Below are 12,135 nucleotides of genomic sequence, written 5' to 3' on the forward strand. Positions count from 1 at the left end.
TTCTGCCAACATTCTATTCCCAACAAAAACTACACCTTCGCCGCGATCTCCTCCCACTCATCAAAGTTAGTATTGACAGGCCCAGCCCAATCATTATCAAAAACTCCATTTAGCGCCCTAATACCAAGCGGTTCAACTCCTGACGACTTCTCAAGTAAATCAGGGAGAACCATCCAAAGGTCTATAACTACTTGCAAATTCGGCACCTCGCCTGCATGCACCAACAAGTTCCGCTTGAGACGTGCCTTATTGAGTGCTTCCAGACATGGAGAGTTGATAATACCAGACAAACCCAAAAGTTCATGCTTTGAGGAAACCCTGTCGAGTGATCGCTGTTTTTTTAACTCCGCATGTCGCTTTACAACAACACTAGAAGAATTCACTTTTGATTTTTCATATCTATGAACCCATAGATATTCCGTAACTTGCTCCACTACGATCCAAAGGTTATTGAGTGCATCACTATTATTTTGATTCACCATTGCTGTATAGCCATTTAGAAGGAAAAAAGGTGACAGGTTACCAACCGCTGATATTACTTGTTGCCCCTGAAGGTAAGCCTTCTGAATGTCGACGGCCATCAATGCTCTTGGATAAAAGAGTGTGATACGGTCACTTATAGACGCCTCATTCGATCTAAGCTGAGAATGCAGTGAGGACGTAAAATCAAAAAGTTTTACTTTATCGATCAAAAAACCTATGACAACTGCTTCAGGATGAAGCACTTTCGCATGTATACCCCCCAGCAAAATACTACAAAGAATCTCATTAAGCTTACTAACTCCGCGAGACTTTGTTGGAAAATCAGCACACTGAGGAATAGCAACACCCCCATCAAAGCTTATAAGCGCAGGTATACCGCTTGGAGTTCCTAATGGAAGGATTGAAACAATTTCAGCAAGCTTTTGGCCATCATAGGAATTTTGGTTAATCTGGTCGATCGTAATATTCAGACCTGAGATTGCATCACGACATACCGTCGTATAAGGGTGAAGGTGAACTATCCATGCTGGATTATATGCTGGAACACTTGACATTGGCTGCACATATCCTAGTGGAGCGTCTTCCTGCTTAATCCAATCACTTTCAAACCAAACGTATGAATCATCAGGCTTAGGCTTAACAACTTCAGAAAGCACCGAAGGCATATTTCGGCCCTCTAATAGACTAAGATCATGGTCATCCTCAAACGCATAGACCGCACCCGTTTCCATGTCTTGGTAGTGTTTCATCTGCTCCCCCTAAGGACCTCAATTCGATCCTCTCACGTATTGATTAGATAGCATCCTTTCACGAAGCGTATGTTTTTCACCAGTGCTCCAGGTTGATGATCCTGTTCATCAGGAGTTGCTCAGTGCTAGCTAACTGTGTAGTGCACAGACAGCTATCAATCCGCCTCTAGCCCTGCAACCTGCGTCTGCACCGACCGGTGACCTAAGCAGGCCATCTGTCCCAGATCTGTCCCATATGGTCATTTTTCAGACGCCAAAAACCACAAACCCCCGACTTTCTCTAGGAAAATCAGGGGTTTGCGTTTTCAGAATGTGGCGGTGAAGGAGAGATTCGAACTCTCGATACAATTTCTTGTATACACACTTTCCAGGCGTGCTCCTTAAGCCACTCGGACACTTCACCGTATCTCGTCAAACCAGTTCAGTCTGTCGAGGCGCGCTAATGTAGTCGAAAGCCTTTCTGATGGCAAAGGTTTTTTTCAGAATTTTCATGCGGTTAGACGGTTATGCCGTTACACGCCCGGCAAGGGGCGGTGATTCTGCCATTCTCAGGCATTGGTAGCACGTGTCTGACAGGGCTGCTGCGCCCTGCTCCGGGCCGTCTACCCTTGAGTGTGCGGGAAAAGTCTGACTGGGTAGTCAGTCACGGCGCTTTACCGGGGCGGGCGTGGTGGGTAACGTCTGCGCATGCACGTCTATAAACAGCCTATCTATAACAAGCCTTACAAGGAACCGCGTCATGAGTGAGTTGATCTCTTACCACCTCGAAGACGGTATCGCGACTCTGACCTTGAGCAACGGCAAGGTGAATGCCATTTCTCCGGCGGTGGTCAGCGCGTTTAATGAAGCGCTGGATCAGGCCGAGAAGGATCGGGCGGTGGTGGTCATCACCGGGACGCCGGGAATTCTGTCGGGTGGTTATGATTTGAAGGTGATGACAGCCGGGCCTAAAGAGGCGATTGGCTTGGTGACTTCCGGCTCGACGCTGGCGCGTCGCCTGTTGTCGCACCCGTTCCCGGTGATTGTGGCGTGCCCTGGGCATGCGGTGGCCAAGGGCGCTTTCCTGCTGTTGTCGGCGGATTATCGGATTGGTGTGGAGGGCCCGTTCAGCATTGGCCTGAATGAAGTGGCGATCGGCATGACCATGCACCACGCCGGTATTGAGCTGGCGCGGGATCGTCTGCGTAAGTCGGCGTTTCATCGCTCGGTGATTAATGCCGAGATGTTTGACCCGCAAGGCGCACTGCAAGCGGGCTTCCTGGATAAGGTGGTGGAGCCGGAGGAGTTGCACGCGGCGGCGCTGGAAGCGGCGCGTCAGTTGAAGAAGATCAACATGAATGCCCACAAGCACACCAAGTTGAAGGTGCGTAAGGGGCTGCTGGACGCTTTGGATGACGCCATCATCCAGGACCAGGGCCATATCCTCGGCTAATCCCGTTGCCTCTGATATGCCAAAGCCCGACCTTGAGTCGGGCTTTTTCTTACAAATAAACTCGAAACGCCTTAAGCCGCTCTAGCCAGCCTGTGTCGGCACATACTGAAACATGTGCTTAAACATCGCCTATCTCCTACGTCTGTAGGGGCAATTGCCGAATACAGTGCACATCCGTACACTGCGCCACCTTTTGTCCCGATGGGCCGTGTCGATGCTTTTTCTGTTACGTATGTTGTTGATGGGCCTGCACTTTATGCTCGCAGGTTGTTTGGGCGTGCTGCTGGGCATCTGCCGGCCGTTCAACCCGGACAACAGCCGCCTGTGCGCGCGTCTCTACGGGCTGCCTGCGATGTGGTTGTTGCGGCTGAATGTGAAGGCCGATGTCGACTCGCTGCGAAACAAGCCCAACAGCTGCGTGATCATCGCCAACCACCAGTCCAACTATGACCTGTTTGTGCTCGGCACCGTGGTGCCCTACCGCACCGTGTGTATCGCTAAAAAGAGCCTGAAATGGGTGCCACTGTTCGGCCAACTGTTCTGGCTGGCGGGCAACGTGCTGATCGACCGGGGCAATGCGCACAAGGCACGTCGCGCGATGCTGACCACCACTCACACCTTGCAGCATAAGGACACGTCGATCTGGGTGTTCCCGGAAGGCACGCGCAACCTGGGCAAAGGCCTGCTGCCCTTCAAGAAAGGCGCGTTTCATATGGCGATCACGGCGGGCGTGCCCATCGTGCAGGTGTGTGTCAGCACGTACGTCAACCATATGCAGCTCAATCGCTGGAACAGTGGTGATGTACTCATACGCTCTTTGCCGCCGATTCCTACCGCTGGCATGACTGCGGATGACGTCCCTCGCTTGATGCAGATCTGCCAGGAACAGATGGATGCATGCATCGCGGCGATGGACCGTGAACTGCAAAGTGTCGCAACAATAGAACTCGCTTCCAGCTAAGCTGCCCAACACCTGTCCTCCTAATAAGAAGCGATCAGCACCATGGGTAGAGTTGTTGCGGCAGCTGTCTACAGCGCCGGTAAGAAAGTCACCGATATCACCCTCGACGAAGGCGCGGCCTGGGCCGCCAAACCCGACCACTTTGTGTGGATCGGCCTGGAAGAGCCCAACGCCCAGGAGCTGGCCAACCTGCAACGCCAGTTCAACCTGCATGAACTGGCCATCGAAGACGCCCTGGAAAAACACAGCCGCCCCAAGCTTGAAACCTTCGGCGATGCGCTGTTTATCGTCACCTACTCACCGGTGCGCGAGAACGGCAAGCTGGTGTTTATCGAAACCCATATCTTTGCCGGCAACGGCTACATCATCACCGCGCGCAACGGGCACTCGGCGTCCTACGGCTATGTGCGCCAACGCTGTGAGGCGCGACCGCTGTTGCTGGAGCATGGGGAGGACTTCGTACTCTATGCACTGCTGGATTTCGTCACCGAGAACTACCAGCCGGTGAGCGAGGCGATCCATGCCGAAATCGATGAGTTGGAGCGCAATGTGTTGTGCAACTCTCTCAACGAAACTGATATCCAGAACCTCCACGGCCTGCGCCGCGATGTGTTGCGCCTCAAGCGTTATGTGGCGCCGATGGTGGAGATCAGCCAAGAGTTGCAGAAGCTGAGCTTCCCGTTTATCGACAAGAACATGCGCCCGTATTTCCGCGATGTGCAGATCCATGTCACACGGCAAATGGAAGACCTCACCACCCTGCGCGATATCGCGAGCCAGACCATCGAGATTGGTGTGTTGCTGGAGGCGTCACGCCAAAGCGTAGTGCAGCGCAAGTTCGCCGCGTGGGCGGCGATCCTGGCGTTCCCCACGGCGGTGGCGGGGATTTATGGGATGAACTTCCAGAACATGCCCGAGCTGCAATGGCAGTACGGCTATTTTGCGGTGCTCGGGTTTATTACGGTGGGCTGCACCAGTTTGTGGGTCAGCTTCAAGCGTTCGGGCTGGCTTTAAGCCGCCTCGGGCTTGTGCGCCACAAAGCGCATCATCCATTCCGCCACGGTTGCGCCGTGGTGGTCCCGCTCGAGGCTCGCGACGCCGTGGGTGTAGACCTTCTCTCCCAGGGTTGTCTGAAGAATCTCCAGCAACTCGCGGGAATAGTCGTGAATGAATTCAGGGTGGCCCTGGAAGCACAGCACTTGGTCTTCGATGTGGTACGCCGCAAACGGGCAAAAATCGCTGGAAGCGATCACGGTGGCGTTGTCCGGCAGGGCGGTGACTTGGTCCTGATGACTGATCAACAGGGTCAGTTCTTCCACCACCGGGCTCATCCACGGCGCCTTGGCATTGAGCTTGTAGTCGTGAATGCCCATGCCCCAGCCTTTGCTCGCGCGTTCAGTCTTGCCGCCCAACAGCAGCGCCAATAACTGGTGACCGAAACACACGCCCAGCAACTTGTCACCGCGCTCATAGCGCTCAAGCAAGTAAGTCTTGAGGGTCTGGATCCACGGGTCGGGGCCGAAGGAATCAGCCTTGCTGCCAGTCACCAAGTACGCGTCAAACACCTCATCATCCGATGGGTATTCACCCTGCACCACGTTGTAAACGACAAAGTCGGCGGCAATCGGTTGCTTGGAAAACAGGCGCTTGAACATCTGCCCGTACCCTTGGTACTGATCGATCAAACCTGGACGCAGGATATCGGTTTCCAGGATACAGACGCGTAGCGACATAAAAAATACCTGACACGGTGATGGGAATAATGCACACCCCAGAGCCTGCCTTGAAACACCCCCTCAAGGCAAGCCCCGCCGGTGTGCCTATTCACTAGAAACTAGCACCCTGTGCAGCCTTTTCCAGCAACAACGCCGGTGGCGAGAAGCGCTCCCCATACTGCTCGGCCAGGTAGCGGGCGCGGGCGATGAAGTCGTTTAACCCGTACTGGTTGATAAACTGCAACGCGCCACCACTCCACGCAGCAAAGCCAATCCCGAAGATCGAACCAACGTTGGCATCCGCCGTGGACATCAACACCCCCTCCTCCACACAACGTACGGTTTCGATGGCCTGGATAAACAGCAGGCGGTCCCGTACGTCCTTCGGCGAAATCTGCTTACCTGGCTGTTCGAAACGGGCTTTCAGCTCTGGCCACAGGTGTTTCTGCCCGCCTGCGGGATAGTCGTAAAAACCACCGCCCGCCGCCTTGCCAGCACGTTTGTACTCGTTCACCAACAGATCGATCACCAGCGTCGCTGGATGCGTCGGCAGAGCCTTGCCTTCGGCCTGCAGATCTTTGGCCGTCTGCTGTCGGATATGGCTCATCAGGCTGAGGGACACTTCGTCCGAGACCGCCAACGGCCCCACCGGCATACCCGCCTTGCGCGCCTCGGTTTCAATCATCGGCGCAGCCACGCCTTCGCCGAGCATGGCGATGCCTTCATTGGTGAACGTGCCGAATACCCGCGAGGTGAAGAAGCCGCGACTGTCGTTGACCACGATCGGGGTTTTCTTGATTTGCAGTACGAAGTCGAAACCTCGAGCCAGGGTTTCGTCGCTGGTCTGGGCGCCCTTGATGATTTCCACCAAGGGCATTTTGTCGACCGGGCTGAAGAAATGCAGGCCGATGAATTTGCCTTGATCCGGCACTGCTTTAGCCAGGCCGCTGATGGGCAGCGTGGACGTGTTGGAAGCGATCACCGTGTCGGCACCGACCACGCTTTGCGCCGCGGCCGAGACCTTGGCCTTGAGCTCGCGATCTTCGAACACAGCTTCAATGATCAGATCGCAGCCCGCCAGGTCGGCATCGAAGGCCGTAGGCTGAATCCGCGCCAGGGTGATTTCCCGCTGTTCAGCGGTCAATTGCCCACGGCTGACCTTCTTGTCCAACAGCGCGGCTGAGTGCGCCTTGCCCTTCTCGGCAGCTGCAAGGTTGATGTCCTTGAGCACCACTTCGACGCCTGCACTGGCGCTGACATAGGCGATGCCCGCGCCCATCATCCCGGCGCCAAGCACACCGACTTTGCGCGTGACATAAGGCGCAAACCCTTTTGGCCGCGAGCTACCCGCATTGATTTCATTGAGCTGAAACCAGAAGGTGCCGATCATGTTTTTCGCCACTTGCCCGATCACCAACTCGGTGAAGTAGCGGGTTTCGATCAGGTGCGCAGTGTCGAAATCCACCTGAGCACCTTCCACGGCAGCACAGAGGATTTTCTCCGGGGCCGGGAAGCAGCCGTTGGTTTTACTGCGCAAAATCGACGGCGCGATGGCGAGCATCTGCGCCACTTTCGGGTTCGACGGCGTACCGCCGGGAATCTGATAAGCCTTGTTGTCCCAGGGCTGCTTTGCCTCAGGATTGGCGAGAATCCAGGCACGGGATTTGGCCAGCAGCTCATCGCGATCCGCCGCCAGCTCATTGATCAAGCCGGCTTGCAACGCCTGCTGCGGCCGGACTTTTTTGCCTTCCAGCAAATACGGCAAGGCCTTTTCCAACCCCAGCATGCGCACCATGCGCACCACCCCACCGCCGCCCGGCAACAAACCCAAGGTGACCTCAGGCAAGCCAAGCTGCACCGACTTATCGTCCAGTGCGACCCGGTAATGGCACGCCAGGCAAATCTCCCAGCCGCCGCCCAGCGCCGCGCCATTGATCGCGGCCACCACCGGTTTGCCGAGGGTTTCCAGGCGGCGCAGTTGCGCTTTTAACACCAGCACGCCGTCGTAGAAATCCCTGGCGTGGGCCTTGTCGACTTTGATCAATTCATTGAGGTCACCGCCTGCAAAAAAAGTCTTCTTCGCCGAGGTGATGACGACCCCGACGATCGTTTCCTTCTCAGCGTCCAGGCGCGCGACGGTGGCCGCCATGGCCTCGCGGTACACGCCGTTCATGGTGTTGGCGCTCTGGCCGGGCATGTCGAGGGTCAGCACCACAATCTGGTCCTGGCCTTTTTCGTAACGAATGGCTTCGGTCATGACAATTCCTTGGGCTCAGAGGCGTTCGATAATGGTGGCGATGCCCATGCCACCGCCGACACACAGGGTGGCCAGGCCGTAACGCTGCTGGCGCACTTCCAGCTCGTCGAGCAGGGTGCCGAGGATTGCGCAACCGGTGGCGCCCAATGGGTGACCCATGGCGATGGAGCCGCCGTTGACGTTGACCCGCGCAACGTCGATGTCCATGTCTTTGATGAACTTGAGGACTACAGAAGCAAACGCTTCGTTGACTTCAAACAGGTCAATGTCCTCCACGCGCAAACCGGCTTTGGCCAGGGCTTTACGAGTGGCCGGTGCAGGGCCTGTGAGCATGATGGTCGGGTCAGTACTGGTAACCGCCGTGGCGACAATGCGCGCCCGCGGTTGCAGGCCCAGTTCACGGCCACGGGCCTCTGAGCCGATCAACATCAGTGCGGCACCGTCGACGATGCCTGAGCTGTTGCCGGGCGTGTGCACATGGTGGATGCGCTCAACATGGCTGTAGACCCGCAGCGCGGTGGCGTCGAAGCCCATCTGGCCCATCATTTCAAAGCTGGGCTTGAGCTTGCCCAGGCCTTCGAGGGTGGAGTCGCCACGGATAAATTCGTCATGGTCCAGCAGCACGATGCCGTTCTGGTCCTGCACCGCGATCAGCGATTTATTGAAGGAACCCTCTGCACGCGCCCTGGCCGCTTTCTGCTGTGAGTGTAGGGCGAAGGCGTCGACGTCCTGACGGGTGAAGCCTTCCAGGGTGGCGATCAGGTCAGCACCAATACCCTGGGGCGTAAAGTGGCTGTGCATATTGGTTTGCGGGTCGAGTACCCAGGCACCGCCATCGCTGCCCATGGGCACGCGGGACATGGATTCGACGCCACCGACCACCACCAGGTCTTCAAAGCCGGAACGCACTTTCATCGCGCCAAGGTTCACCGCTTCGAGGCCCGAGGCGCAGAAGCGGTTGATCTGTACGCCAGCGACGCTGATATCCCAGTCCGCCACCAACGCAGCGGTCTTGGCGATGTCGGCGCCCTGGTCGCCCACCGGGGTAACGCAGCCCAGGACAATGTCATCCACCTGGCGCGTATCGAGGTCGCTGCGTTGTGCCAGCGCCGTGAGTAAGCCTGCCACCAGGTTTACCGGCTTCACGCTGTGCAAGGCACCGTCGGCCTTGCCTCTGCCTCGTGGCGTGCGTATCGCATCAAAGATCAAAGCTTCGGTCATGACGTCCTCGAACCACTGTGCATGTGTGCCCCTACCTTAGGCCCGATTGACACGGTTTCAATGACGGATGCGCTCATTGCTTTTGACCCACTCGCTCGGACGAACGGTAGGCAGCTACGGGAAACCGGTGATTAATCGTTTTAGCTGTCTAGCCCTAGGGCTGGCGCCAAGATGGCGATAGGCCTCATGCCGTTTTTAGCAAAATTTCTGATTAGCTGATATGAAATGGATCTAAGCCGCGCAGAACGAGGGCTCTAAGGTTGAATCTGTAAGGAGTTGCTGCCGGGTTTTGCTGGAGCAGCTGTAAGAAAAGTGCAACGTCACATCGCGATACTGAAAAGAAACCGGCACGCATTTGACGCTCAGGAATAACAACAAAAGGCAGTCAGCCATGTTCAAACATACGAAAGTACGTCAGGCGGGACTTATTCTCTTCGCCACCACACTGATTCTGATCTTACCCAATTTAACCAAGGTTATTGGGTGACGACCCGATTCCCACACTTCATGTACACACAGCACCAAAACTGCAGTTTTTGGCAGCACCTGCCGGGACATTGCTTATAGCGGTCCTGTTGCAGGGGCTGCCGTTTTGCGTGCGATTTTCCGGTATCGTGAGCCCCAACCGCCACTTCGATCCGGGCCCTCTCTTGAAATCGACCCTTGCCGTCCTCGCCTTGCTGTTGGCCCTGCCCGCTTCGGCCGCGCAACTGACCATTGAGTTGGACCATGCCAGCAAGACCTGGCAGACCGCGGACCTGCTCAGGCACCCAGATGCGCAAACGGTGCAGGTCGTCGATGACGTTTCCTACAAGCGCAATATGACCTATCGCGCAGTGCCACTGGCGGCGCTCCTACCGGGCCTTAAACCAGAAAACCACCTACAAGCTGTCGCCCTAGATGGCTTTGCTGCCGAACTTACCGCTGCACCTTTGCTGGAAACCCACGGCGCCCGAGCCTGGCTGGCGGTGGAAGACCCCGCCCAACCGTGGCCCGCGCTGGCGGATGGCAAACCGAGTGCAGGGCCGTTCTACCTGGTGTGGACCGACCCGCAAGCCGGGCATATCAGCCCTGAGCAATGGCCGTTTCAGATTTCCGGGATCAAGCAATTGAAGACCGTGGCCGAGCGTTTTCCCGCGTTGTTACCCGACCCGAAACTGGCCGTGAATGACCCGGTCAACAGAGGCTTTGCGGTGTTCCAGAAGAACTGCCTGGCTTGCCACCGCCTCAATGGCGCTGGCGATGCGCAGGTGGGGCCCGACCTGAATGTGCCCTACAACCCGACCGAATATTTCAGCGGTGATTTCCTCAAGCGTTACATCCGTGACCCGCAAAGCCTGCGGCATTGGCCACAGGCGAAAATGCCAGCGTTCGCTGTCAGTGTGTTGCCTGACAGCGAGTTGGATTTGCTGGTGGGGTATTTGAGGCATATGGCGGGGCGTAAGCAACAGTAAACCGATCATTCCCACGCTCTGCGTGGGAATGCCTCTTGTGACACTCCGCGTCACGCTTTGGGACGCAGAGCGTCCCGGTCTGCATTCCCACGCGGAGCGTGGGAACGATCAGTTACTGTTGCTGAACTGAAATGACGGGCGTCGGCGCCACGAACACCTTGGCGTGCATCTGCTCATGCCCACCGCCACGACGCATGCCACGCACCGGGCATGCATCCAGGTAATCCAGGCCCACCGCCAGTTTCAAATGCCGCTCCGGCCGTGCCAGTTGGTTGGTCACGTCAAAGCTGTACCAGGCGTCATCCAGCCAGGCTTCGGCCCAGGCGTGGCTGGCCAGGTGTGTACTGTCTTCGCTGTACAAATACCCCGACACATACCGCGCTGGAATCCCCAGGCTGCGCGCGCACGCCAGGAACGCATGCGTGTGGTCCTGGCACACGCCCGCACGCCCGGCAAAGGCCTGGGCGGCGCAGGTATCAACTTCAGTGGCACCTGGCGTGTAAACCATCGATTGGTTGAGCGCATGCATTAAGTCGATCAGCGCGGTACGGTCACGACGCTGATGGCAGTGCTGCTCGGCGAAGCCGCGCAGGGCCTCATCGGGCTCGGTCAGGCGTGTGCTGCGCAGGAACGGAAAGGCAGACTGGCTCTCGTGTTCGGCCTCGCGCAGCTCGTCGATATCCACTTGGCCACGGGCACCGATGATGATGCCGTCATGGGGCTCGTCCAGGGTCAGCACATGCAGGATGTTGCCGAACGGGTCCACTTGCGCCCGCACCGGGCGCGGCAGGTCGAGCTGCCAACTGAGTACATGCTGACGCTCACTGTCGTGGGGCGTGAGGCGCAGGTACTGGATGCTGGCGCGCACTTGGTCTTCGTAGTGGTAGGTGGTTTCGTGGCTGATGGAGAGTCTCATGCGGCCTCCAGATAGGAACTGTAGATGGCGTCGCCCAACTGGCGGACCAAGGGGATAAAGTCGGTCAGCCAGGCGTGCAGGCCTTCCTCCAGGATTTCATCGATAGCGGTAAAGCGCAGGCGTGCGTCCATCTCGGCGGCCAGGCGCTGGGCTGGGCGGCCGTTGAGACCGGGCAGGCTGGCGAGGATCTGGTCGATCTCTTCGCTGCAAGCACGCAGCGAACGCGGGACGTCGGCGCGCAGCAGCAACAACTCCGCCACTTGCCGGGCGCCGGGGGCGTCGCGATAGATTTCGGTGTAGGCCTCGAACGACGACAACGCGCGCAGCAAGGCACTCCACTGATAGTAGGCGTGGGCCGTACCGTCGGTGACCGCTGCGGCTCTGTCGCCAGCCATTTCATAGCGCGCATCCAGCAGTCGTAGCGTGTTGTCGGCACGCTCAATGAAGGTGCCCAGACGAATGAAACGAAAGGCATCGTTACGCATGATGGTGCCGTAAGTGGCGCCACGAAACAGATGGGACCGTTCCTTAACCCACTCACAGAACCGGCTCATGCCATAACGGCTGAGCCCCTGCTGAGCGATATCGCGAATATCCAGCCAGGTGGCGTTGATGTTTTCCCACATGTCGGCGGTGATTCGCCCACGCACCGCATGGGCGCTGGCCCGCGCAGCGCCGAGACAGCTGTAGATGCTGGCGGGGTTGGCGGCGTCCAGGGCGAAAAAGTGCAGCAAGCGTTCGGCATCCAATTCGCCGTGACGTTCGTGGTAATCCTCCAAGGTCCCGGTGATCAGCAGCGGCATAGCCAATTCATGCAGGCCATCACCGTGCCCATCTTGAGGCATCAGCGACAGCGAATAGCTGACATCGAGCATCCGCGCGAGGTTCTCCGCGCGCTCCAGGTAGCGCGACATCCAGTACAGATCAGAGGCAGTTCTACTCAACAT

General features: G+C 57.3%; 10 protein-coding genes and 1 tRNA gene. 4 read left to right on the plus strand and 7 right to left on the minus strand.

Translation table 11 applies throughout. From position 1 onward, the window contains the following. Positions 1-29: 29 nt before the first annotated feature. Positions 30-1,232: a hypothetical protein gene (locus BFL40_RS33620; RefSeq protein WP_139213500.1), complete on the minus strand. Its 1,203-nt coding sequence runs from the start codon at positions 1,230-1,232 to the stop codon at positions 30-32. A 313-nt stretch (positions 1,233-1,545) separates the two neighbouring features. Further along, a tRNA-Ser gene (locus BFL40_RS06285) sits at positions 1,546-1,635 on the minus strand. A gap of 336 nt (positions 1,636-1,971) precedes the next feature. On the opposite strand from BFL40_RS06285, the gene BFL40_RS06290 reads away from it, so the two are divergent. The 3 genes from BFL40_RS06290 to BFL40_RS06300 all read left to right on the plus strand — a co-directional run bounded on the left by BFL40_RS06290 (position 1,972) and on the right by BFL40_RS06300 (position 4,639). Then, positions 1,972-2,664 carry a crotonase/enoyl-CoA hydratase family protein gene (locus tag BFL40_RS06290; RefSeq protein WP_071483132.1) on the plus strand — a complete coding sequence of 231 codons (693 nt, stop codon included), beginning with the start codon at positions 1,972-1,974 and terminating at the stop codon, positions 2,662-2,664. 214 nt (positions 2,665-2,878) lie between these two features. Then, positions 2,879-3,625 carry a 1-acylglycerol-3-phosphate O-acyltransferase gene (locus tag BFL40_RS06295; protein ID WP_071483133.1) on the plus strand — a complete coding sequence of 249 codons (747 nt, stop codon included), beginning with the start codon at positions 2,879-2,881 and terminating at the stop codon, positions 3,623-3,625. Between the two features lie 42 nt (positions 3,626-3,667). Further along, positions 3,668-4,639 carry a magnesium and cobalt transport protein CorA gene (locus BFL40_RS06300; RefSeq protein ID WP_071483134.1) on the plus strand — a complete coding sequence of 324 codons (972 nt, stop codon included), beginning with the start codon at positions 3,668-3,670 and terminating at the stop codon, positions 4,637-4,639. Here the strand turns inward: BFL40_RS06300 and BFL40_RS06305 are convergent. The 3 genes from BFL40_RS06305 to BFL40_RS06315 all read right to left on the minus strand — a co-directional run bounded on the left by BFL40_RS06305 (position 4,636) and on the right by BFL40_RS06315 (position 8,818). Further along, positions 4,636-5,358: an amidotransferase gene (locus tag BFL40_RS06305; RefSeq protein ID WP_071483135.1), complete on the minus strand. Its 723-nt coding sequence runs from the start codon at positions 5,356-5,358 to the stop codon at positions 4,636-4,638. The genes BFL40_RS06300 and BFL40_RS06305 overlap by 4 nt on opposite strands. A 94-nt stretch (positions 5,359-5,452) precedes the next feature. Beyond that, the gene (locus BFL40_RS06310; RefSeq protein WP_071483136.1) at positions 5,453-7,597 is read right to left on the minus strand and encodes a 3-hydroxyacyl-CoA dehydrogenase NAD-binding domain-containing protein; all 2,145 of its coding nucleotides are present in this window, start codon (positions 7,595-7,597) and stop codon (positions 5,453-5,455) included. Positions 7,598-7,612: 15 nt separating this feature from the next. Beyond that, a complete protein-coding gene (locus BFL40_RS06315; protein ID WP_071483137.1) occupies positions 7,613-8,818 on the minus strand; it encodes an acetyl-CoA C-acetyltransferase in 1,206 nt (401 codons plus the stop codon). A gap of 650 nt (positions 8,819-9,468) precedes the next feature. Here BFL40_RS06315 and BFL40_RS06320 point away from each other — a divergent pair. After that, entirely contained in the window at positions 9,469-10,272 is an 804-nt protein-coding gene (locus tag BFL40_RS06320; protein WP_071483244.1) for a c-type cytochrome, read from the plus strand. A gap of 112 nt (positions 10,273-10,384) precedes the next feature. On the opposite strand, the gene BFL40_RS06325 is transcribed toward BFL40_RS06320, so the two are convergent. Continuing rightward, positions 10,385-11,188 carry a transglutaminase family protein gene (locus BFL40_RS06325; RefSeq protein ID WP_071483138.1) on the minus strand — a complete coding sequence of 268 codons (804 nt, stop codon included), beginning with the start codon at positions 11,186-11,188 and terminating at the stop codon, positions 10,385-10,387. Further along, positions 11,185-12,135 carry an alpha-E domain-containing protein gene (locus tag BFL40_RS06330; protein WP_071483139.1) on the minus strand — a complete coding sequence of 317 codons (951 nt, stop codon included), beginning with the start codon at positions 12,133-12,135 and terminating at the stop codon, positions 11,185-11,187. The genes BFL40_RS06325 and BFL40_RS06330 overlap by 4 nt, the downstream gene beginning before the upstream one ends.

The organism is Pseudomonas costantinii, assembly GCF_001870435.1.
Lineage (GTDB): Bacteria > Pseudomonadota > Gammaproteobacteria > Pseudomonadales > Pseudomonadaceae > Aquipseudomonas > Aquipseudomonas costantinii.

Excerpts from the sequence above, each read along its gene's own strand:
- BFL40_RS06290 (WP_071483132.1), top strand. The coding sequence starts at position 1,972 with ATGAGTGAGTTGATCTCTTACCACCTCGAAGACGGTATCGCGACTCTG.
- BFL40_RS06330 (WP_071483139.1), bottom strand. The coding sequence starts at position 12,135 with ATGTTGAGTAGAACTGCCTCTGATCTGTACTGGATGTCGCGCTACCTG.
- BFL40_RS06305 (WP_071483135.1), bottom strand. The coding sequence starts at position 5,358 with ATGTCGCTACGCGTCTGTATCCTGGAAACCGATATCCTGCGTCCAGGT.
- BFL40_RS33620 (WP_139213500.1), bottom strand. The coding sequence starts at position 1,232 with ATGAAACACTACCAAGACATGGAAACGGGTGCGGTCTATGCGTTTGAG.
- BFL40_RS06310 (WP_071483136.1), bottom strand. The coding sequence starts at position 7,597 with ATGACCGAAGCCATTCGTTACGAAAAAGGCCAGGACCAGATTGTGGTG.
- BFL40_RS06315 (WP_071483137.1), bottom strand. The coding sequence starts at position 8,818 with ATGACCGAAGCTTTGATCTTTGATGCGATACGCACGCCACGAGGCAGA.
- BFL40_RS06295 (WP_071483133.1), top strand. The coding sequence starts at position 2,879 with ATGCTTTTTCTGTTACGTATGTTGTTGATGGGCCTGCACTTTATGCTC.
- BFL40_RS06300 (WP_071483134.1), top strand. The coding sequence starts at position 3,668 with ATGGGTAGAGTTGTTGCGGCAGCTGTCTACAGCGCCGGTAAGAAAGTC.
- BFL40_RS06325 (WP_071483138.1), bottom strand. The coding sequence starts at position 11,188 with ATGAGACTCTCCATCAGCCACGAAACCACCTACCACTACGAAGACCAA.